This window comes from Cryptosporangium minutisporangium (assembly GCF_039536245.1).
Taxonomy (GTDB): Bacteria; Actinomycetota; Actinomycetes; order Mycobacteriales; family Cryptosporangiaceae; genus Cryptosporangium; species Cryptosporangium minutisporangium.
The window spans coordinates 32,157-54,220 of the sequence record NZ_BAAAYN010000005.1; the positions used below are offsets into that span (position 1 = coordinate 32,157).

A 22,064-nucleotide genomic window follows, 5' to 3' on the forward strand; every position below is an offset into this window, starting at 1 on the left:
TTAGTCGAGCAGCCCGTGCGCCGAGGCGAACATGGCCACCTGCGTCCGATTCCCACAGCCGGTCTTCGTCATGATGTTCCGCACGTGATTCGCGGCGGTGTGCTCGCTGAGCGTCAGTGCCCTGGCGATCTCGCGGTTGCTGCAGCCGGTTCCGACCAGCCGCAGTACCTCCTGCTCGCGCCGAGTGAGACCGGCCGGACGCCCGACGCGCTGGGCCAGCCGGGACCGCAGCCGCACCATTCCGTGCTGGTCGGCGAGGGCTGCGGCTTCCCGGTGGAGCCGGACCGCGAGGGCTCCGTCACCTCGGGACCGCGCGTGGGCCGACCACGCGGCGAGCGTGTAGGCGCGGTGCAGGACGCTGCCGGTCCGGTCGTCGAGGTCGAGCGCCGCCTCGAACCGCCGTCCGGCGGACTCCTTGCCCAGCAGGCTCTCGAGCGCGCCGAGGTACCGGTCGGCGGCGCCGAACACTGCGGCGAACGGGCCCATCAGGAGATTGAGCCCCGCGTAGTCGGCCAGCAGCGGCCGCACCCACGCGGCAGCGTCCGGGTCCTGCAGCGCTAACGCGGCCTCCGCAACGAACGCCAACGTCGCCGGGCGCCGGGCGGAGTCTCGATGTTCCGCGGACATGTTCCGCAGGTGGGTCAGCATCCGGCGGGCGGCGTCGTCCAAACCCAGCTCGACGTAGAGGGCGAGCAGCGCAGGCGGCCAGTGTTCCTCCCAGGACTCACGACCGGTGACGAACGCGCGCGCCGGCTCCACCCCGCCGGTCTCCCGCCGGACCACGAATGACTGGACGCCGTACAGCCCGTCCGCCTCGGAGCCGGTGAACGTGCCGCTGAGCGCGAGCAGGTCCTCGGTCAACCGGATCGCGTCGTCGAAGCGGGCCTCGATGACCGCGACGCCGTACGCGGCGCACCCGGCGATGTGGCTCCAGTAGCGATGTCCCGCGGCGACCGCCGTCCGCTCGACGTCGACGCGGGCGGCGGCCAGTTCGCCCGCGTCCCCTCGCTGGTAGGCCAGCGTACAACGGTGGTACGCCGACGGGCCCAGCAGAAGCCACTGCCCGGTCTGCGCGGCGACGTCGGCGAGTTCCTCCGCGCGGGCCTGCTTGACGTCGTTGACCGTGGGATGGTTGCCGATCTGTACCGACGCGGCGAGGGCCGTGCCGAGTCGCACTGGGTCACCGGCGGCACGCGCAGCCGTGATGGCCTGGGCCGCGAGCGCCTCGGCGGCGTCCGCGGCTCCGCTCTGGGACGTCGCACGGGCGAGGCTGGCCAGCGCGGCCACGTACTGGGGATGCGCTTCGTCCACCTGTGCGTCCGCGATCGCGCGGCGCAATAGCGCCAGGACGGCGGGGCCGGAGTCGGCGGTGTACCAGGCCACCTCCTCGAACAGCATCGTAGCTACCAGCCGCCGCTCCGGGTCACCCGCGTCGGTCAGGCGCCGGTACAGGTCACGGGCCTCCGCGAACTCGCAGGCGAGCAGATGGCTGTGCGCCGCCCTGGCAAGCAACGCGTCGCGCCGCGGCGCGTCCGTGCTGTGCGCGGCTGCCTGCTCGAACAACCCGGCGGCTTCCGCGTGCGCGAGGCAGCGATCGGCGATGTCGGCCGCCTCGGCGAGGTACCGCACCGCGGCGTCGCCGTGCCCGAGCAGGCTCGCCCCGGCGAAGTGATGCGCCAAGCGGCGGACGGGGGCACCCCGAGCCTCAAGCAAGAGCGCGGCACGTTCGTGGTGCTCGGCGCGTTCGAGCGACGGGAGCGCGTCCAGAGCCGCCTGCCGGACCAGCTCGTGGACGAAGCGGTAGACCTCGGTCCGGTCCCGCGCCACGTCGAGCAGCCCGGCGTCCACCAAATCGTCCAACGCAGGAAGGCCGTCGGCACCACGCACCAGCGGCACAACTTCGCTCGCGTCGACCTCCTCCCCGAGGACAGCGGCGACGGTCAGCGTCGTCCGTTGCTGCGCCGACAGCCCACGGATCCGCTGTCCGAGCGCGTCGGTCACCGCCTGCGGGGCGCGCGCTTCGACAGCACCGGCCTCACGGCACAGCTCGCGCAGATAGAACGGGTTTCCCCCGGTGCGGTCGCGGAGCAGAACGGCGGTCCGCATCGCGCGCGGAACCGGTACACCGGACGTCGCGACGAGATAGTCGGCGATGCTCTCCGTGTCCAGCGGCGCCAGGTCGAGCCGACGCACGCCGTCGAGTCGGTACTGCCCGGCGATCAGATCGACCAGCGCCTGCGAGCGGTCCGGCATCGTGGTTCGGTGCGCCCCCAGGACGACCAGCGGCAGGCTCTCGCTGTGCTCGATGACGTAGTCCAGCAACTGCAGCGCCGTCGTTCCGGCCCGATGCAGGTCATCGAGCAGAAGGACGAGCGGCTGGTGCTCTGCGACGGCGCGCAGGCAACACAGGAACGCCTCGTAGCGAGCGCGACGCTCGTCGATCCGGGGCTCGGCAGCCGCGGCCGGCTCCGCGTCGTCCGCGAGCACCGCCAGATGACGCGCGGCGCCTTCGGCCCGCAGCGCGCCGGACGTCACAGCGTCCCCCAGCACGCGGGCCGGCCCGTCGAAAGGCTGATACGGAACGCCGAGGTCCGCCACGCAACGACCATGAAGGACCGCGGCGCCGAGCCGGTGCGTTTCGAGCGCGATCTCAGTCATCAGCCGCGTCTTCCCCGCGCCAGGCTCGCCGCCGATAAAAATAGCCTGCCGAGCGCCGCCAACGGCTGAGGTCCACGCCTCCTCGATCACCGCCAGCTCAGGCGTCCGCCCCACGAACACCGGACGCCGGGTGGCCGACCACTGTCCCGGCAACGCCGGCCGTTCCCACGACAACGACACATTCCGACGCTACGCGCCGGCACGCCGCGATGTCGATGACAAGAAATCACTAGGAAGCCGAGGGCGAATGTCGGCGGAATCATGTCATGTGCACATGCCCGGTGCTTCCTACCGTCGAGAAGGTAAAGAAACCTACATTCAGGAGAGATTCATGGTCCTGCCCCTCGACCTGCCACAGATCATTGCCAATCGCGCGGCACTCGCCCTCGACAAGAACCAGTTCGACAAGCGGAGCACCGCTCTCTTCGGGCCGCGAAAGGTCATTCCTGCGGAGCGCACGCTCGCATCCCGCTTCGTTCTGCCCGGTAACGCCAAGGCGCGCTCCACCGTCACGACGGCCGGACAGCAGCCCGACGGCTTCGGTAACTCCGTGCAATGGGCGAGCCAGGACACGAGTCTCGCGTTGGTCATCTTCCTCAACGCGGCCGATCCCATCGGCTTGATGATCAGCGGCGTCACCGATGGCGACCAGATCGAACTCGCGAGCGCCACCGGCCTGGCGTCGTTCAAAGAGAGCGTCCAGAACGAAGGAGTCGCATCGCTCATCGGCCTGGTCGCGGCAGGCGCCAGCGTCACGGCGGCAGCGTTCGGTGCGCCGCAACTCGCCCCGGCGATCAGCGCGGCGAGCGCCTACGCCCAAGACCGATTCAAGGAGAAGCAGGTCCGCACCGGAATCCGCGATCCGTTCGGCGAACAGCCGTCCGACGGCCACAAGGCGAAGCAGGAGGGCGGCGTCCTGATCAGCCTTCCCGCAGCCGGTCGAGCCTTCTACAGCGGCGATAGTGACCACCGCAATCGCTGGATCAAGGAACCGGGAACACGGGACGACGCCCACCGCCCCAGCCACGTGCGCAACGCCTTCTATTTGCGGCCGCGCCCGCACCACAAACGGCGCGCCACCTCGGACGGCGATTTCCTCATCTACCCGTGGGATCACAAGTTCGACGACAACCGCGGCTTCTACCGACTCCACGTTCTGCTGCGCCGGATGCCCCCGACCGATCCGGACATCGACTGAGAGATCGGTCCTCAACGAGGACGCCACCGGGCGGCGCTTCGCCCGGTGGCATCGCCGTCCGGCCGACCGAGGAGTCATTCATGCCGCACCGAACTCATCATCTCCTATGTCTGATCGGCCTGGTCCTCGTCGCCACGTTCGGCTGCGGCGACAACGGCGATCAGCCGCCCCCGGAATCGGACACAACCACGGCGGCCTCGTGGGGCGATCCGACGCCGGAGACTGAGAGCGACGGCGACGAGCCGAACACCGAGGGGCAAGGGCCGGAAAAACCGGCGGGTGAGGAAGAGAGGCCCTACGTCAACGTCCCTCAACTGCCCGCCGGCGGCCGCCGCACGGATCTGCCCGCGATCGACGTCGCCCACTGTGTCTCGATCACCATGCTCGAGGAGGTACCTGCTGGACTCACCGCCACGGTGACCGAGATCGGGCTGGCTCCCACCAACGTGATCGAGTTACGGCGCGGCGCCTGCGGAGGCCCGCCGTCCTGCCGCGGTTACACGTTCACCGCCGAGGGTGGCCGATGCGTGGTGAAGGTGGTCGCGAGGTCGCTCCACGACCGAACGAAAGACGGCTCGGACGCGCAGTTGACCCTGGCCGGGCACGTCTCGTGCAGCCCCGACGCCCGAGAGGCCTGCGCGCGTTGGATCGAGGACGCGAGGACGCGCGAAGCCACTGTGGGGCTGGACGCGCCGCGGGAGGACGTGAGCCCCGAGCCTGACGACGACCCCCACCCCGAGGGTTCCCCGCCTACCCCGAGCGACCACAGTTCGGCCTCCGATGATTGACGCCGGCACCGAGCCGGAACCCGGTGGGTTCCCCCGCTGGCTGCCGGCGTGGGCTGCGGCGATCGGACCGGTGACCCTGATCAGCGCGGTGCTGTTCTACTTCGGGTACGTCTCCTCGCGTGCCCAGTACGAGTACTTCGGTGTCGACGTAGACGTCATCGGGCTCGGTACACGGGACTACATCATGCGCAGCCCTCAGCCATTGCTCGTGCCCTTGCTAACCCTGACGCTCCTTGGCGCGGGCGGCCTGCTGGTGCACCTGCTGTTGCATCGACGCGTCCTGGCAGTGCTGGCCTCGCCTTCCGTCAGCGACGTCGTCCGAACGCGGCGAGCCCACCAGGCTCGCCGGATCACCCGTGCGGCGATCACGCTGGGTGCGTTCCTGCTGACATCCGGCATCGCACTGCTGTTCGCGTACGAGACGCTCCAGGAATGGCCAGCCTACGCGTTGGTTACGCCGGCACTGCTGATCTGCGGCGCGAGCCTCGTCGCGTACGCGTGGCGCTTCGCCGACCTGATCACGGCCGCAGCCCCGGCTTCCGAAGCACCAGCACCTGTCGACGCCGACCCCGCACCGGGGCTCCGTCGCTCCGCGCGCTTCCTCGTGTACCTGCTCCTGGTGACCGCGATCTTCTGGGCAACGGCCACGGTCGCCCAGCTGACCGGCCGTGGTCTGGCCCGCGAGGTGGCGGCCGACCCCGAACGCCTCCCCCGCGTCATTCTCGACACACGGGAGCGGCTCTACCTGCGCAACGGCATCGTCGAGGAGACACAACTGCCCAACGCGGAACACCAGGAGTTCCGTTACCGCTACCGACGACTGCGGCTGCTGGTAATCGGCGAGGACCGAATGCTCCTGGTACCCGACGTCTGGTCAGCGAGCAACTCAACGATCATCGTCCCGATCGACGAGTCCATGCGGATGCAGTTCCAGTTCCAGAACGATGCCCCCTGAGATCCGATAGTGCCGGGCGCGGTGACCTGCTCACCACGCATCCCACGGATCGTGTGGATGCAACTCCAGCAGCGCGCCGACGTGCTCCGCTCGGAGCGTCCCCCGGAAGTTCTGCCGGCCGAACTCGATGCTCCCGGACCGTGGCCGCAGCAGCGCCACCCTGCGGTAGTGAAGCTCGACGACGAAGAACGAATCAGGTTGCTCAGCGACCGCGGGCAGCAGCGCTTTGGACCGAGCGAAGGTCGGCGGCCAGATCGGGAATCCAGTCCGGGCGTTGCTGGGCGTAGGCGCGGCCGGCCAGCCCGACGCCCGGCTGCCCGTCAGCGGGTTGTCCTCACCGTCGTGTTCCCATGCCACGTCGAGCGCCGGTGTTCGCGCGACCTCTGTCACCGCGTCTTCCAGCCGCCGGGCACGTGCGGCGGCCGCCACCACGGCGGTTCAGCGGCCCGGCAGCGGAGTCGTCCGCCAGTCCATTTGCGCAGCGCCCGGTCGATGCGGCGCACATGTCCACCGGGGCAGATCAGTGTGTTCACGGCGAGCGGGGTTCCGAACCAGTCGAGGGTCTCGCCGAGTCGCCGATCGGCGGTCGCCCGGCTGGGACGGGAGTCGCCGCCGCCCGCGCGGTAGGTGGCGACGAGCGCGTGCGTTCGTTCGGCCGGCCAGACGCCGTCAGCGAGGTCGAGGCAGAACCACCACGACTGCGCCGCGCCCGGCCGGAACGCCGCTGCCGAGACCTGGTCCCAGCCGGCGACGACGTCCGGCGGCGGGACGTCCGCGCCCGCGTCGAGCGGAAGCGCCGCGGTGTATCGGACGCCGTCGGGGCGCAATTCGAGCGCGCGGCCGCTCCGGAGCTCCCGCCACCCGTACCGAGTCCACAGGTCGGTGGCGCCGTCCGCGATCATCGGCGCGCCCCAATCGACCAGGTAAAGCCCGGGCAAGGCCCACAGCAACATCGCCGGGATGCCGCCGCCGGCGGCATGGATAACGAACCCTCCGGCGATCGCCGCGGCCGTCATCGCGAGTCCGAGGACCATCTTGAGCAGGCCCAACGGCACCGAGCGGCCTCGGTGAACCAGCAGCAGCGACCGCCGCGGTCGGCTGAACACAATCGCGAACGTATCAACGCAGTCACACCGAGGATCCGAACTTGGGGCAGTCCCGCTACCTGCCTGGGAGGCCTGCCTTCACGGTGTGCGTGGCGATCTCACGCCAGCGACGGCGCTCTCGGCATTTGTCACCCAGCCGATCTACGCCGCCAATCTGCGAAGCGCGCTCGCCCAGCGCGGACACCTGGCCGCACGAGTTGACGCAACAGCGGACCCACCGGCTCGTGGCCGGACCGGTTCCCGCGGCGCGCCGGCCGACGACGGTCGCCAGCGGGCACGTGCCGATACCGTGACCGGCCGTTCGCGTAAGCCAGCCGACCAACCACGGCGTACACCGGCGCCGCTCATGAAACTCCCGCGACCCTGGCAGACCCCCGGGCACGGCCCTCGCCTGCGCCCCTGAACGTTCCGGCTCTCCGCTACGCGAGGGAAGGTGGTGCGGCTAGCACCTCGGACACCAGGGGACACCGCATCCAGCCGCGCGGGCACGCGCTGGACCCGTGACCACCGGGACAACGGGACCAGGTGCCTCGGAGGGGCGCTGCGCGCCCAGGGCCACGTAATTTCCGGGGGCTGCTGCAGGGATCTGTGACATGTGGGATCGCTGGGCTATGTGCCGGGCTGGAAGGGGTCTCCAGACCTTCCGGGAGATCAGTTACTTCCGGGCTGTTTGACGCGCCACAGACTGACTACGGTGCCCTGACATGACGGGCGAACGATCTGACTCCGCGGAAGACCATCGGACTCAGCGACCGACCTGCTCCGGCGAACGCCGAGCGCTAACCGACAGCACCCCCCTCTGCGTGCGCTCCCGGAACATCAGACGGGACAGGCTGCTCAGCGGCGGAACGCGGTGACTCGGCCCGACTGGGGCCGCCTTGCAGCCACCGCAGCCCTGACAGTTGCCGCCGGTGTCGCGATCAACCAAGTTCTCGACGGCGATGGCATCAAATGGGTGTGGCTACTGTTCGCAGTCGCGGTCGCGATGGTCGGCGGATATCTCACGTGGCCCCAGAACCTGCGAGCCGAGCAATCCAATGCCCAGGCCAGACCCGCAGACCAAGCCGAGACGCTGAAGGCACTGGCCGCCGCAGTCCAAGTGGTATGGGAACCCGAGCTACGGCGACGCCGCCTTCACCATCCCCACCCGCTTCCGACGGCCTGGAACACGCTCGGACCGCCGCTTTCCGACCATTGGGCCAACATCCGCAGCGACGGCCGCGAGGAATCGCTTGATCTCGACGGTGTGGTCGACCGAGACCATCCTGACGCCCTGCATCGGATTGTCCGAGACACACGGCTTCGTGGCCGAATCGTCGTCCTCGGCGAGCCAGGATCAGGCAAGACCGCACTGATGCTGCGCGCCGTCGTGCGACTCATCGACGAGCGGGCGGCGACTGACCGCGTGCCGGTCCTGTTGCGCCTGTCGACCTGGGATCCCGACCAGCAGTCCCTGGACCAGTGGATCGCCGCACGGCTCGAGGTCGACTACGGCCAACGCGCACGGATTCCTCGTCGGCTTCTCCTCCCACTGCTCGACGGTCTGGACGAGATGCCCACCGCGCGACGACCTCGTGCACTGGCCGCGATCAGTAACACCTTCGACCCGGACGCACCGCTCCTCCTGACCAGTCGGACGCGCGAGTTCTGCGAGGCACTGGGCGTAGCCAGGCCGCGTCCTCTCGCGGCTGCGGCGATCGTGGAGCTCACACCGTTGCCAGCGGCGCTGGTTCGGCGCTACCTGCAGCACACCGGACACCACGGTGTCGCTTGGCACCAACTGTTCCGGCGCGATGCAGAGAACGGAGGGCACCTGGCTGCCGCCCTGGACCAACCACTCTGGGTGGACCTGGCCCGCGAGGCTTACAACCGACCGAGTCAGGCAGGTGACGAGCTGGCCGAGTTGCTCACACTCCCGAATCGGGAAGCCGTTCACGCTCGCCTGCTCGATCGCTTGGTCCCTGCGCTCTATGTCGATCCCTCCAGTAACCCTTCCGACGGAGACCGGTGGCATCGCACCCATGCCGAGCGATGGCTGCGGTTCCTCGCGGCTGACATGTGCGCACGCCGCACCCAGGACATCGCGTGGTGGGAGCTGGCCACCGCGGTCCCGCGATTCGTCCGCGCCTGTTACCTGCTGACGGTCGGCATTGCTGGTGGCCTGGCCGTCGGCCTGGTGCTCGGACTAGCGACCAACTCGCTGACTGCAGTCGTGCTCGGGCTTTGCGTCGGACTCGTGGGAGGGATTTTGTCCTGGCGCCGGACTGTGCCCCAGCCGTCTCGCCATCGGCTGCGCTGGCGCCGGACCCATCGACGGCTGCCGGTCCGTGTACTCGCGGGCCTCGCCGAGGCTCTTCCTGCAGGAATCGCGGGCGGCCTGGCGATCGGACTCGCGGCCGGAATTGCTGGTGGGTTCCACATTGGAGCGATGGCGGGCTTGGTCTACGGACTCATGGCGACAGCAGGCATCGGCTTGGTCGGCGAGTTCACCACCCTCTCGCGCGAAGACGACGCCGAACGACCAGTCGTTCTCGCCCCCGCCGACCTCCTCCGAAGCGACCGGCGCCGCCACCTGAGCATGGGCATGGTCGGAGGCCTGCTCGGCGCCCTCGTCCTAGGCGTCCCCCTGGGCATCTGGGTCGAGCCAACCGTCGGACTGACGGCAGGTCTGGCCTATGCCGTTGCGGGACCGCTGGTCAGCGCTCTCGGACGAAGCGGATGGGGCTGGCTCCAGATGGCCAGGCTGTGGTGGAGCGGCAGACAAGAGCTGCCCTGGCGGCTCATGGCTTTCCTCGCAGACGCACACCGGCGCGGCGTCCTGCAGCAGGCAGGCGCGGTCTATCAGTTCCGACATGCCTTGTTGCGGGACCGTCTCGCGAGCACCGAACCGACGAGCGAAGCCTCGGCCGACCAAGAGCACTACCGTCCGGCACCCGCAGAGCCCGCTTAGGTGGATCTATCCGCCGATCGCGATCAGGCCGGTCAGCTGCGAGCCCGCCCCCACCACATCGGCGCATCGCAGATACGAACCTTTCTCCGAAATCGGCGCTTCGCACGGCTCCAAGCGAATCCACGTCACCGATCCGATCGAGGGCGGACCGGGCCGCGAACATCGCGCGCCATGAAACGTTTCTCCTCCGCCCTACTGGGCGGAGGATAGGAGTCCTGAAACGTTGCCGTCAAGCACTGGCAATAACGTCTTCAGACATTCTTTAAGTAGTCGCGGAAAGGCAGAAATATTGCATCGATACGGTTCCCACTCACCGGGACGAGGGGTGGTGCCGAGGTCCATTCATCTGGATAGAAGCGAGTCAAAATCATCGCCGGCAGAGCACCGCGAGCCGCCAGTGCGCGCGGCCCCGATCTCCAGGGATCGCCGTCGGGTTGGCTGGTTGGTGGCGTCGGCGGCGACCTCCCGGTGAGGACCGACGCGTCGAGCCTGCCGGGCTCAGCGGTGCGTGCGAGGTGTGCCCATGGTCCAAGGTGTCCAGTCCGACGAGTGCGGTCGACCTCACGCCGGGTCGGCGCCCGGTCCGCCGTAGGCACCGCGGAAGAACAGCAGCGGCGGATGATCGCGGGTAACCGCGAGCTCGCGCACGGCCCCGACGACGATGTGGTGGTCGCCGCCGTCGTGGACGGCGTGGATGTCGCAGTCCACCCAGGCGATCGCCCCGCCCAGCACGAACGCATGCTGCGAGCGGGATCGCAGCGATATCGAGGTCACCTCCCGGTCACCGGGACACTGCGCCGGGGGCGCCCGACCAGCTCGGCGAACGGGAGTCGTCGGCGGGACGGCGCCCTCCGGGCGCCGTCCCGCCTGTGTCGACCGCCGGTCAGCCAGCCTTGTACGCCTCGTCCATCCGGGTCAGTACCTGATCCGGCGTGGCCTTACCGGCGAACATGTCCTGGATAGCTGCGAAGTGCACGTTCTGCACCTTGGGGTTGGGCCAGAGTTGGTCCATGAACGGCACCGTCTGGCCGACCTTCTGCGCGTCGACCAGCGGCTGAAGCGCCGGATTGGACTTGAACTGGTCGTTGGGGATCGCTGGCAGGCTGCCGGTTGCCTGAGCGTACGCGTTAATCGCCTCTGCAGTTCCCAAGAAGTCGATGAACTCCAACGCGAGCTTCTTGTCTTTCGCCTTCGCGTTCACCGCGTACGAACCGCCGGCGGCGCCGGGCATCCGGGTGTCGGCCGCGTTGTCAGTAGCGGGCACCGCGAACATGCCGAACTCGGTCCCGCTGGGCGCCTCGGACTGCAGCTGGTTGAACGTCGCGGTGACCTGGATCGTGCCGACCGCCTTGCCGCTGGCGACTTGCGAGATCGAGTTCTCCACCGACGTGCCGAGCGGGTTGGCCGAGAAGCAGCCGCGCTCGTTCATCTCCAAGTACTTGTTCAGCGCGGTCTCCCACTCCGAACCGGCGAACGTGACCTTGCCGTCGCGCATCCGGTCGGCGAAGTCCGGAGTCTTCCCATAAACCAGCGTCGCGGCCAATGCATAGTCGGCGAGCTGGGTGACCCAGTTGGTCTGGTTACCGAGCGCGAACGCGACCTTGCCCTTCGACTTGGCTATGTCGCAGAACTTCAGCATCTCCGACCAGGTCTTCGGCTCGGTGGCACCGATTTCTCGCATGGTCTTCTTGTTGTAAAGCGCGCCAATACCGGCGAATGTCTCCGGGACGACATAGGTCTTCCCGCCCACCTGGGTGACCGGCTTGATGCCGCTCGGGATGTCCTTGACCCAAGCGCGGTCGGAGAGATCCTCCAAATAGCCGCTAGGCGCGAGCACCTCGATCGCGCCAGGGTTGCCGTTGCCGGGCCAGGCGAAGAACACGTCCGGGGCGGTGCCGCTGGCCAACTGCGTGCGGAGCGTGCCCTGGTACTGGTCGGTATCAGCGTAGGACGTCGTGAACTCCACGTCCGGGTGGGTCTTCTTGAACGCGGCGATCAGCGCCTCGGTGCCGGCTCGCTCGCTGGCGACCGAGGCGATCCGCAGCGTTTCGCCGCCGCCGTCGGTGGCGTTGGTTCCGCCTGAGCACGCCGTGGTGAATACGGTGAGCGCGACTCCCATGGCCGCAGCAGAGGCGAACAATCGCTTTCGGAACATCAATGACCTCCTGGTGGGGTTGGCTATCGGAGTGCGGCGCGGCGAAGGGGTAGGAGCCAGACCCGAGCCGCAGCGTGGGTCCGCCGGCACGCATGCGCCGGTCTCGTCGCGCATGGAGGTGGGGTCCGCGGCGGGAACAAGGCTTGGCGGTGGCGCCGGGGAATTTCGGCGTCGACGACCTGGTCGCCGTCGAGGCGCCACCCGCAGGCGACCCGGCCGCGGATCGTTTCCTAGCTCGCGCTGGCCCAGGTGAAGCGCCACCAACGGTGGGGCGCAGCATGAGCGCCTGGTAGTCGACCGAGTCTGGCGCCTGCTCGGTTCCGGCGACGCCGCCGTAGAGCCAGTCGCCGACCGAGCCCAGCCTGTAGTGGCTGAACAGTTCATCTGGGCGGTCTGGAAGCCCGATCGGCGGTCCAACCGTCCCAGCGCTCCGAGATCGTGGTCGCGCCGACACGTCGGTCAATTCCGTACGACCGCGGTCATCGCCACCCGAGCGCTCCCGAGCGCCGCACACTCGCCGTCTCCGCGCGGAGGTGCGCCGGAGCCGCGACCTGCGACTCCGGCGCACCCCCGCCTCCTGCCGCAGGCGGGACGGACCGGTCAGCTGGCCGGGACGGCTTTCAGGCCGGCCGTGATGGCGTCCAACACTGGTTCGGCCGTTGCGGTAGCACCCGACACCGTGAAGAAGCTCATCGGTTGCCAGCCACCGACGCAGTAGTCGGGCGCCCACGGACGCACACCCGAGAGAGGGCCGCTGCCGGCGCCCCAGGCGACCAGGTCCCGAAAGAAGTTCGCTTCGCCCTGGGGCGAGATCGGGTAACCCGGCAGAGGGCTGTTCCACGCGTAGGGCGGGGACATGGTGGCCGACGGGTAACCGGACTCGGCGACGAACACCGGCTTGCCGAACGTCGTGCGCAGAGTGGTAGCCAGCGTCTTGAAGGTCGCCATGCGGTCGCCGTAGTCGTAGCTGGTCGGATAGAACGAGGTGCCCAACTCGTCCGGCAGAAAGCCAGCCGTCCGCATCGCCGACCAGAACGCCGACGACAAGGTCGGCGACCCCGCGGCGATCGTGCTGGTATGGGCGCTGAACTTCGCCGTGCGGTGCACCGATCGGATGCCGGCCGCGGTCGCCGCGAGCATCCGACCTAGGTGCGGCCAGAGATGCGCACGCAGCCACGCGATCCGGTCCGGCTCGGTCATCGCAAGCAGCGCGCCGAAGTCCATCTGACCGATCGCCGGGTCCACCGCGTTCGGAGGCGCATAGGTCCACCCGTCGGCCTCGGTAACCGCGCCCCGGATCGCGACGCCGGCCATGCCGAACTCGATCTCGTTGCCCAGGTCCCAGACGTTGACTGTCGCCCCCGTGGAGAGAACCTGCGTGGCCACCACGGCACCGTAGCGACGGAGCACCGGAAGCATCTGATCGATCGTGAGCGACGTCCACGGTGCAGCCGGGCCGAGTCCCGGATAGTCCCTGAAGTCGGGCTCCGGCTGGTAGGCGATGTCGCCGTAGACCGCCCAGAGACCGAGCTCCGGGTTGAACGGTAGGCGCAAGCGCCGCGCGAGACGCGCTCGCTCGAGCCCGCGGGCGAATCCGTGCTCAGCGTCGCCGGACGCCGCGCTGCGCCGAGTCGCGATGCGCGCGAACACTTCGGTCGAGCCGTGGGCCACGAATAGTTGTTGCATCTGGTCGACGGTGCGCGCGACGCGGCGTCCATCCGTGAACGACACCGTTCGCAGCATGGCCTCGGTGAACGGACTGACAGACAGGGCCGTGCGAAAGGATCGCGTTCTCCCGGCCGGATGCGGCGCGGCCTGCGCGGCGGACGGGGAAAGCCCTCCGACACCGGCGGCGATTCCGAGTGCCGTCGAGGCGGCCAGGAAGCTGCGTCGATTCATAGCGGTTGGTTTGTCCACGATCTCGAACCCTTCGTCGCGGTTCAGGAGCGCGAGCACGCCGTGCACCGACCCGACGCACCGCAGACTCGCCACGCATGCGTGGCAGAGACACTTCGCGCCTGCGGCTGGGGTGTGGAGCTCACCGAGTGAGGGCCGGCGTCTCGCTGTGCAGAGGATGTTCCGCCCGCCGTCGCCCGACTAATAGACCGAAGTTGACAGCATGTAGCACGGAATTAACAGTCCCGTTGCTTTGGCTATGGTGGCGGGATGACCGCGCAGCCCGTCGAAGACACTGACGGACTCGTCCACTTCACGCAGGGCTCACTCGTGTACGCCGGTCAGCACCGTCACGAGCTGGGCTACCCCGTTCACTCGCACAGTTTCCTCGAGGTCGCGCTGGTGCTCGACGGCGTGGGGACCCACCACTCGCTGGCAGGTGCGCAGCCGCTTTCGCGCGGCGATGCGGTCCTGTTGCGCCCCGGTGTATGGCACGAGTACCGGGACTGCCGTCGTCTGGTGCTGTTCAACTGCTGTTTCAGTCCCGACCTGCTGCACAGGGAGCTGGCCTGGACGCGGGAGGATCCGCTGCTGGGTCACCTCCTGTGGACCGGCCCTCAAACACGCGGACGACACGGCATGCTGGCAGCCCGCTTCGACGAGGGAGCCCTCGAGAACAGCCGACCACACCTGGACGCGCTCGCCGAACTGCACGCCAAGCCTCTGACACGGCACCGAGGTGCCGTCGTCGGCCGCTTGTGTCTCTTCCTCAACGAGCTCGCGCGTGCGGTCGAGCAGGACGCCGGTTCGTCCGGGACCGGAGCGTCGGCACATCCGACCGTCGTGGCCGCCATGCGATTGCTCGAACAGCGGCTCGCCTACCCATGGCGACTCGACGACCTCGCCCGCGACCTTCATCTCGCGCCCGGTTCCCTGGTGCGGCTGTTCAGATCGGCCGTCGGCATGCCACCGATGGCTTACCTGGCGCGACAGCGCGCGGAAGCCGCTGCCACGTTACTGCTCACCACGGACCTACCGGTCACCGAGATCGGCCGAACTGTCGGCTGGTCGGATCCCAACTACTTCGCCAGGCGCTTCCGCGCGCACCTCGGGCTCAACGCCACCGAGTACCGACGCCGATTCCGGGCAGATGCTGGAGCGATGGCCGCCAAACTCCGCCCCCTGCTCGTCGACTGAATCTTTCCGGCGTGTCGCGGGACTGAGCGTGTTGGGGCGTAGCGCATCCTTCTCGGTGGCCCCAAGAAGACGGCAGCACCTGTCTCCACTCTTCACCTACGGTCTCTGCCTGTCGCCCCGCCAGAGGAGCACATCCCGTAGTGCCTACGCCTCACCCGATCGACCATGGCAGACGTCCGCTCGGCGCGTGGCTGCAGCACAGTCCGGTCCAGCCGTGCTCAGCCCGAGGACGGCGGCGGCCTGCGATTCGCGTTCTACGCGCGCATGTCCACAAGAGAGTTGCAGACCCGGAGTCTTCGACCGGCTGGCAGCGGCAGGTGGCCACCGATCTGAGCACCGGCCACGGACGGATCACCGCGGAGTTCATCGACGTCGGCTGCTCCCGCCGCCGTTCCTGGACGAGCCGCCCGGAAGCCGCCGCGCTCCTGGACGCCGCAGCAGACCAGAACCGGCAGTTCGACGCGGTCGTCGTCGGTGAGTACGAGCGAGCCTTCTGCGGTCAGCAGCTGCGCGATCTCCTGCCGGTATTCGCCGGCCATGGAGTCCAGCTGTGGCTGCCGGAGTTCCACGGCCCCGTCAATCGGACCGATCCGGCGCACCAGGCATTGATGCTGCTGCTCGGCTCCCAAGCCACCCGCGAAGCCCAACGCTCCCGGTTCCGGGTCTCCGCCGCGATGCGCACCCAAGTCGTCGAACAGGGCCGCTATCAAGGCGGCCGCCCACTCTACGGCTACCGGCTCGCCGACGCCGGCCCGCACCCGAACCTCGCGCACGCCCGATGGGGACGGCGTCTCCGTCGACTCGAGCCCGCCCCAGAGTCCGCGCGGCGCGTGCGGTGGATCTTCGCCCAGCGGCTGACCGGGCGCAGCGTTGCCAGCATCGCGCGTGAAATCAACGATGCGGCGTGCCGTGCCCCTCCGGCGCCGACCCGGAACGAAACCGCCACCGGCGAGCACGCCGATGGACCGTCCGGACCGTTGCCTGCATCCTGGCCAACCCCCGCTACACCGGCCGCCAGGTCTGGAACCGCGAGACCACCGACCACTCCCCCCGGGCACGGCCAACGGCGCCGCAACGACCGTGCGGACTGGGTCGTCTCCCGCAAAGCCGCTCACAAGCCGCTGGTCTCCGAGGCGGAGTTCCTCGCCGTCCAGAACATCGCCGCGTCACCCGGCCCCGCTCGCGACACCCGCCGTCGTTACCTGCTCACCGGACTGGTGCGCTGCCAAGTCTGCGGCCGACGGATGGAACCCTACTGGGCTCATCACCGCGCCGCATACCGCTGCCGGCACGGCCGCACCAGCGCCTGGCCCGCCGGCGATCGCCCCATCGCCGTCTACCAACGTGAGGACCACATCCTCGCCGCGATCCGCCCTCACGGAGGCGATGCCGAACCCAAGCAGTTGGCTCAAAGAGTGCGAGACGCCGGAATGGTGATCATCTGCAGTCCCGGGCGGGTCGTTCTGCGCCCTTGAACACGAACGGCGTCTGCGCGGTCCTCTGACCAGCGCAAACGCCGTGGGGTTCTGACGTGTCCGAGGATCGAGTTGCACCTTACGCGGGAGTGTCCGTTTTTCGGTTCTGGCGCAAGTCGGCGGTCCGATGCCGGTCGCATGTGGAGATTGCCCGTGCGGCAAGGTGAGTCTGGTGCGCCGCTGACCTGCTGAAGGTGCTGTTTCCGCATCTGTCCGCGCTGGTGATCGACGAGGTCGTGGAGCGGGACGACGGGATCCTCGTTCAGGCGCGAACTGCGGCTAACGACGTGGCGTGCCCGGTCTGTGGTCACGCCACCGGGCGCGTGCATGCGTATCACCGACGGCGTCTAACTAATCTTCCCGTCGGTGGGCGTGGCGTGGTGGTGGAGCTGCGGATCCGGCGGCTGGCCTGCGTGAACAGCGTCTGTTCACGCAGGACGTTCCGAGAGCAGATTCCTCAGGTGGCGGCACGGTTCGCGCGCCGGACCCAGGCGGTCACCGCCTTGGCGGCTTCGATCGCGATCACGCTCGCCGGCCGTGCTGGTGCCGCCGTGCTCGCCCGGTTCGGCGTCCAGATATCGCGCTCGACAGTGCTGCGCGACCTGATGCCCTGCCCGTCCCGAACCGGTCGGTTCCGGCGGTGCTCAGCGTGGACGACTTCGCGTTGCGCCGCGTCACCAGTACGCGACGTTGCTGATCGACGCGGTTACCCACGCCCGGATCGACGTCCTGCCCGACCGGACCGCGGCCACCCTGGCCGACTGGCTGCGCGAACATCCCGGAACGCGAATCGTGTGCCGGGACGGCTCGAGCACGTATGCCGAAGCGATCCGCGACGGCGCCCCGGACGCGATCCAGGTCAGCGACCGCTGGCATCTCTGGCACGGCCTGGCCGTCGCTGCCGGGAAAGCCGTCGTCGCTCATAGCGCCTGCTGGCACGACGGGCCCGACCGCGTGACGACCGCCCGTGAGAAACGCACCCGGGAACGACACACCGCTGTTCACGCTCTCCTCCAGGAGGGCGTTGGGCTGCTGGAATGCGCTCGCCGGCTCGGGTGGGGCCTCAACACCGTCAAACGCTATGCCCGCGTCCAGGCCGCCGACGCGCTGGCCCGACCGCCGCAGTATCGCCGAACGATGGTTGATCCCTACCGGGATCACCTGCGCAAACGGCTCGCCGAACAGCCCGGCGTGCCGGTCACGCATTTACTCGCCGAGATCCGGGAGCTGGGCTATCCCGGCAGCGCCAACCTGCTCGTCCGCTATCTCAAGCAAGGCCGGGCCGACCCCGAGAAGACACCGCCTTCACCGCGGCGGTTGGTCGGATGGTTGCTCACCCGGCCCGGCGATCTGCCCGACCACCGCAAGCGCCATCTCGATGAGCTGACCGGCGCTTGCCCACAGATGACCGCCCTCGCGGCGCGGATCCGCGAGTTCGCGGCAATCCTCGCCCAGCGGCGCGGACGCGACCTCCAAGCGTGGATGACCGCCGTCCTGGCCGACGACCTGCCCGCCCTGCACCGCTACGTCGACGGGCTACGCAACGACCTTCCGGCAGTGATCGCCGGTCTGACGCTGGCCCACAGCAACGGGCCGATCGAAGGCGCGAACAACAAGGTCAAGCTACTCAAACGACAGATGTTCGGACGCGCCGGATTCCCGCTCCTCCGCCAACGGATCCTGCTGGCCTGACGACCAGCCGAACCACCGACTTTGCGCCAGAACCGTTAGAAAGACAGTCCCGACATGCGGGGCGTCGCCCGGCGGGGGACTGTCTCTAGCTCCTCTGTCAAACGACGGCGGTAGGGAGCCTGACGGTGAGGTCTGTCCGTAACGCTGCGTAGACGACGTCGGAGAGGCGTCGCTTCAGGGCGCGGAGCGCTTCGAGGCCGCTGTCGTCGCCGGCCTTGCGCCGCTGCATTAGCGCTTTGGCCGGTGGGTGCCAATGTGCCTGGGTCATCGCCATGCGGTTCAATGCCGCGTTGAGCTGGCGGTTGCCGGCTGACATGGATCAGCGACCGCTCGGCAGCAGGCTCCGCGCTCGCCCGAGCCGCCTCGGACTAGAACAAAGAGGACCGCCACTAGGCCACCGGCAGCGAACGCGACGGTGAGCGGTACCGCCCAGTGGGGCCATCGGCGGCACACGAGCGCGACGACAACCAGGACGACGATGAGTACGAACCATGGCGTCGGGATGGAGCCCCAGGTCCGGAGCAGTACCAGCAGCCACAACGTCCTCCAGGTAGGCAGACCGCTCCCAGATGGAGCGACAGGCCTTTGAGCTGCTGCTGCGCAGCTCACCGGGGAGCCGGACGCTTGTCAAAACGACAGAACTGACAGACTCCGACATTCCGATTCCGCCGTGCGGAAGACATCGCTGCCGCGAACAGCGGGAACACCCGAAAATCTGAACCCACCCTCGGCTGCAAGGCCCGCTGTCGGCAGCTCGCGCGTTGGTGCGAGCTGGACGTGACGCGTCGTTCACGACGACGCATCTCGAGGCCGAACGAGCGAGCATCAGCGCCCTGGCTGGAGGCCCGGAGGGTCATGACGGAGTGGATGTGTTCGTAAGCCGCCGCGCTCCTCGGTGGAATACCGGCATCGGCGATCCTGGCCGCCCGTGATCCAGCGGATCCGGGCGCTCGCCGCCGACCAGGTGGGGCTCACGTCATCGATCATGCTCGATGGCTTGTGCTCCCAGGTTGGCTAGCTGCCAACACACGTTCGGCACCCTCATGTCGCTGAATCGAACTCCGAGTAGAGCCTCACCGCGCGCTCGCGCAGCTCGTCCGGGTACTTCTGTGGTACTGCCACCGAGCTCTCGTCACGGTTCGCTGGCCATGATCGCTCTCTCCGAGCTACCGGGCGAACCTCACACGGTTGAAGAAGCAGATGGAACGGCTGTTCCTGGCCACGCCGACGATCCGCTGGAGGCGACGCGAGCGGCCAAGCCGGCCGGCGGCTCAACGTGGCCAGCAGCTACGACCTGTGGTGGTCAGAGGACCCGCAGCGTCAAGGCCATGCTGATGCCCTCGGTCGTGACCCTGTCCCCGGAGTTCTTCGGCTCGGCGATGGGGCTGCTGCACGGATCTATGACATGTGAGATCGCTTGGCCGTCGGCCGGGCTGGAAGGATGTTGCTGTACCGAAGCCGTATCCGCGTGAGTTCCGTGAGGACGTGGTCCGGGTCGCCCGGAATCGGGGTCCAGGTGTGACGCTGGCGCAGGCCGTGCGGGACTTCGGGGTCCATGAGATGACGCTGTCGAAGTGGATGCGTCAGGCCGACGTCGAGGACGGCGTGAAGCCCGGCGTCACCACCGATCAGGCCGCGGAGCTGCGTGAGCTGCGGCGCCGCAACCGGCTGCTGGAGCAGGAAAACGAAGTCCTCCGACGGGCCGCGGCGTACTTGTCGCAGGCGCAGCTGCCGGGAAAAGGCTCTACCCGCTCGTGACAGAACTCGCCGCACCCGGTGCCCGGCTCCGGGTCTTTCCGTGCCGCATTGACTGGGGGAGTTGATGGTGAGCCTACATCGGCGGCGCCGACCGATGAAAAGGACACCTTGTTGGCCGCGCGCTGAAACTTGCTCTCATGCCGCGTGCGGATGCAGGTTGCTATTCGGTCGGCAGTGCGTCGTCGATGTAGGCAGCGCCGTCGACCGGGTAGACGCCAACAACCGCGGTCCAGGGCAAGCTGCCGTAGACATGCGGAAAGGGTCCGCCGTTGAGGGCTGGCTCCCACCGCACGTCGTCCAGTCTCTGTTCATCGAGCGCGACGACCACGACCAGCGCGGCCTCCGCCGGAAACACGCGCCGGGCGCAACGCTAAGCGCACGCTTATACCGCTGCGGGACGGACGGTCTCCGAGATGGTCGCGCCCGGAACGGGCCCTCCCGACTGGCTGAACCGGCCGCCGAGAGCCCGGTTAACGTGCTGGTATGAGCCATCCGCACCTCAACCTCGCTGCGCCCGCCCCGCTGCCGGAAAAGGGACTCCGCGTCACCGCGCTCGGGGGGCTCGGCGAAGTGGGGCGCAACATGACCGTGTTCGAGTTCGGCCGGAAGCTACTCGTCGTCGACTGCGGGGTGCTGTTTCCGGAGGAGCACCACCCGGGGATCGACGTCATCCTGCCGGACTTCACCTCCATCCGGCACCGCCTCGACGACGTGGTGGCCATCGTCCTCACCCACGGCCACGAGGATCACATCGGCGCGGTGCCCTACCTGCTCCGTGAGCGGCCTGACATCCCGCTGGTGGCCTCGACGCTGACCTTGGCGTTCATCAAGGCCAAGCTCGTCGAGCACCGCATCACGCCGGTGACCACCGAGGTGCGCGAGGGCCAGCGCGAACAGCTCGGGCCGTTCAACTGCGAGTTCCTCGCGGTGAATCACTCGATCCCGGACAGCTTGGCGGTCGCGATCCGCACTCCGGCGGGCATGGTGCTGCACACCGGGGACTTCAAGATGGATCAGTTCCCGCTGGACGGGCGGCTCACCGACCTGCCAGGGTTCGGCCGGCTGGGGCAGGAGGGCGTCGATCTGCTGCTCATCGACTCCACCAACGCGGAGGTTCCCGGCTTCACGATCTCCGAACGCGACCTGATTCCGGCGATCGAGACCGTCTTCCGGACCGCCCCGCGGCGGATCATTGTGTCGAGCTTCGCCAGCCACGTGCACCGCATCCAGCAGGTACTCGACGCGGCGGCCGCGCATGGCCGGAAGGTCGCGTTCGTCGGCCGATCGATGGTGCGCAACATGGGAATCGCCCGCGACCTCGGCTACCTGAAGGTCCCGGACGGGCTGATCGTCGATCCCAAGCAGCTGGCAGAGCTGCCGGACGAGCACATCGTGCTGGTCTGTACCGGCTCGCAAGGCGAACCGATGGCCGCGCTGTCCCGGATGGCCAACCGCGATCACCACCAGGTGCGGATCGGCCCGGGAGACACCGTACTGCTTGCCAGTTCGCTGATCCCCGGCAACGAGAACGCCATCTACCGGGTGATCAACGGGCTGACCCGGTGGGGCGCGACCGTCGTACACAAAGGCAACGCCCGGGTCCACGTCTCCGGGCACGCCAGCGCCGGCGAACTAGTTTACTGTTACAACATCATCAAGCCACGCAACGTCATGCCCGTTCACGGTGAATGGCGCCACCTGCGGGCCAACGCCGATCTGGCCATCGCCACCGGCGTCCCGGAGGACCGCGTCGTCGTCGCCGAGGACGGTCTCGTGGTCGATCTGGTGGCCGGACGCGCACAGATCACCGGCAAGGTCACCGCGGGCTACGTCTACGTCGACGGGGAGACCGTCGGTGGGGCCACCGAAGCTCTGCTCCGCGATCGTCGGACGCTCGCCGAGGAAGGCGTGATCACGGTCATCGCCATCGTCGACACCGAGAGCGGCCGGCTGACCGAGCCACCGGACTTCCTCGCCCGCGGCTTCATCCACGACGCGACCAGCTTCGACGCCGTGATCCCGGCGATCGAGAAGGCACTGGCCGCGGCGGCCGAAGACGGCGTCGGTGATCCTCGGCAACTCGAACGGCTGATCGGCCGGGCCGTCGGCCGCTGGGCTCATCGCGCCCTCCGCAGCAACCCGCTGGTCATTCCGGTGGTGATCGACGCCTGACTTCCACGTCGAGGGATCGGTCTCGTGCGGGCGTCAGTACGATCGGCAGCCACGGCCGACCGAT

At 68.5% G+C, this 22,064-nt stretch carries 15 protein-coding genes and 4 pseudogenes; 11 read left to right on the forward strand and 8 right to left on the reverse strand.

The window, feature by feature from the left end:
• Together ABEB28_RS04245 and ABEB28_RS43020 are read right to left on the reverse strand one after the other, a co-directional pair.
• A complete protein-coding gene (locus ABEB28_RS04245) occupies positions 1-2,322 on the reverse strand; it encodes an ATP-binding protein (protein WP_345726626.1) in 2,322 nt (773 codons plus the stop codon).
• Positions 2,323-2,334: 12 nt separating this feature from the next.
• A pseudogene (locus ABEB28_RS43020) lies at positions 2,335-2,838 on the reverse strand (ATP-binding protein); the annotation flags it as partial.
• 151 nt (positions 2,839-2,989) lie between these two features.
• Between ABEB28_RS43020 and ABEB28_RS04255 the strand changes: the two are divergent.
• The 3 genes from ABEB28_RS04255 (at position 2,990) to ABEB28_RS04265 (ending at position 5,599) form a co-directional block, all read left to right on the forward strand.
• Positions 2,990-3,856 (forward strand): hypothetical protein, encoded by an 867-nt coding sequence (locus tag ABEB28_RS04255; protein ID WP_345726628.1) that lies wholly within the window; start codon positions 2,990-2,992, stop codon positions 3,854-3,856.
• 80 nt (positions 3,857-3,936) lie between these two features.
• Positions 3,937-4,644 (forward strand): hypothetical protein, encoded by a 708-nt coding sequence (locus ABEB28_RS04260; RefSeq protein ID WP_345726629.1) that lies wholly within the window; start codon positions 3,937-3,939, stop codon positions 4,642-4,644.
• A complete protein-coding gene (locus tag ABEB28_RS04265) occupies positions 4,637-5,599 on the forward strand; it encodes a hypothetical protein (protein ID WP_345726630.1) in 963 nt (320 codons plus the stop codon). The genes ABEB28_RS04260 and ABEB28_RS04265 overlap by 8 nt, the downstream gene beginning before the upstream one ends.
• Before the next feature lie 30 nt (positions 5,600-5,629).
• Here ABEB28_RS04265 and ABEB28_RS04270 read toward each other — a convergent pair whose 3' ends face one another.
• Positions 5,630-5,989 (reverse strand): hypothetical protein, encoded by a 360-nt coding sequence (locus ABEB28_RS04270; RefSeq protein ID WP_345726631.1) that lies wholly within the window; start codon positions 5,987-5,989, stop codon positions 5,630-5,632.
• Positions 5,986-6,705 carry a hypothetical protein gene (locus ABEB28_RS04275; protein ID WP_345726632.1) on the reverse strand — a complete coding sequence of 240 codons (720 nt, stop codon included), beginning with the start codon at positions 6,703-6,705 and terminating at the stop codon, positions 5,986-5,988. Before ABEB28_RS04275 ends, ABEB28_RS04270 begins: the two co-directional genes overlap by 4 nt.
• 853 nt (positions 6,706-7,558) lie before the next feature.
• On the opposite strand from ABEB28_RS04275, the gene ABEB28_RS04280 reads away from it, so the two are divergent.
• Positions 7,559-9,655, forward strand: coding sequence for an NACHT domain-containing protein (locus ABEB28_RS04280; RefSeq protein ID WP_345726633.1), 2,097 nt, complete (start codon positions 7,559-7,561; stop codon positions 9,653-9,655).
• Positions 9,656-10,216: 561 nt separating this feature from the next.
• Here the strand turns inward: ABEB28_RS04280 and ABEB28_RS04285 are convergent.
• The 3 genes from ABEB28_RS04285 to ABEB28_RS04295 form a co-directional block, all read right to left on the reverse strand.
• A complete protein-coding gene (locus ABEB28_RS04285) occupies positions 10,217-10,429 on the reverse strand; it encodes a flavin reductase family protein (RefSeq protein WP_345726634.1) in 213 nt (70 codons plus the stop codon).
• Between the two features lie 109 nt (positions 10,430-10,538).
• Entirely contained in the window at positions 10,539-11,924 is a 1,386-nt protein-coding gene (locus ABEB28_RS04290) for an ABC transporter substrate-binding protein (RefSeq protein ID WP_345726635.1), read from the reverse strand.
• Positions 11,925-12,410: 486 nt separating this feature from the next.
• On the reverse strand, positions 12,411-13,541 hold the full coding sequence (locus ABEB28_RS04295) for a glycosyl hydrolase 53 family protein (RefSeq protein ID WP_345726636.1): 1,131 nt from the start codon (positions 13,539-13,541) through the stop codon (positions 12,411-12,413).
• 435 nt (positions 13,542-13,976) lie between these two features.
• Here ABEB28_RS04295 and ABEB28_RS04300 point away from each other — a divergent pair, with 435 nt between their 5' ends.
• From ABEB28_RS04300 to ABEB28_RS04325, 6 genes and pseudogenes are all read left to right on the forward strand, one after another.
• Positions 13,977-14,903, forward strand: coding sequence for an AraC family transcriptional regulator (locus tag ABEB28_RS04300; protein WP_345726637.1), 927 nt, complete (start codon positions 13,977-13,979; stop codon positions 14,901-14,903).
• A 140-nt stretch (positions 14,904-15,043) separates the two neighbouring features.
• A pseudogene (locus ABEB28_RS43025) lies at positions 15,044-15,577 on the forward strand (recombinase family protein); the annotation flags it as partial.
• A gap of 230 nt (positions 15,578-15,807) precedes the next feature.
• Positions 15,808-15,903 (forward strand): annotated as a pseudogene (locus ABEB28_RS43030) (recombinase family protein); the annotation flags it as partial.
• Complete coding sequence (locus ABEB28_RS43035) at positions 15,881-16,378, forward strand: recombinase zinc beta ribbon domain-containing protein (RefSeq protein WP_376980630.1); 498 nt, start codon at positions 15,881-15,883, stop codon at positions 16,376-16,378. The pseudogene ABEB28_RS43030 and the gene ABEB28_RS43035, both read left to right, overlap by 23 nt.
• Positions 16,379-16,563: 185 nt before the next feature.
• Positions 16,564-18,070 (forward strand): annotated as a pseudogene (locus ABEB28_RS04320) (ISL3 family transposase).
• A 1,518-nt stretch (positions 18,071-19,588) separates the two neighbouring features.
• Positions 19,589-19,828, forward strand: a complete 240-nt coding sequence (locus ABEB28_RS04325) for a transposase (protein ID WP_376980618.1) — start codon at positions 19,589-19,591, stop codon at positions 19,826-19,828.
• A 160-nt stretch (positions 19,829-19,988) separates the two neighbouring features.
• On the opposite strand, the gene ABEB28_RS04330 is transcribed toward ABEB28_RS04325, so the two are convergent.
• Complete coding sequence (locus ABEB28_RS04330) at positions 19,989-20,183, reverse strand: DUF952 domain-containing protein (protein ID WP_345726639.1); 195 nt, start codon at positions 20,181-20,183, stop codon at positions 19,989-19,991.
• A 128-nt stretch (positions 20,184-20,311) separates the two neighbouring features.
• On the opposite strand from ABEB28_RS04330, the gene ABEB28_RS04335 reads away from it, so the two are divergent.
• Positions 20,312-22,000 (forward strand): ribonuclease J, encoded by a 1,689-nt coding sequence (locus ABEB28_RS04335; RefSeq protein WP_345726640.1) that lies wholly within the window; start codon positions 20,312-20,314, stop codon positions 21,998-22,000.
• Positions 22,001-22,064: the final 64 nt, after the last annotated feature.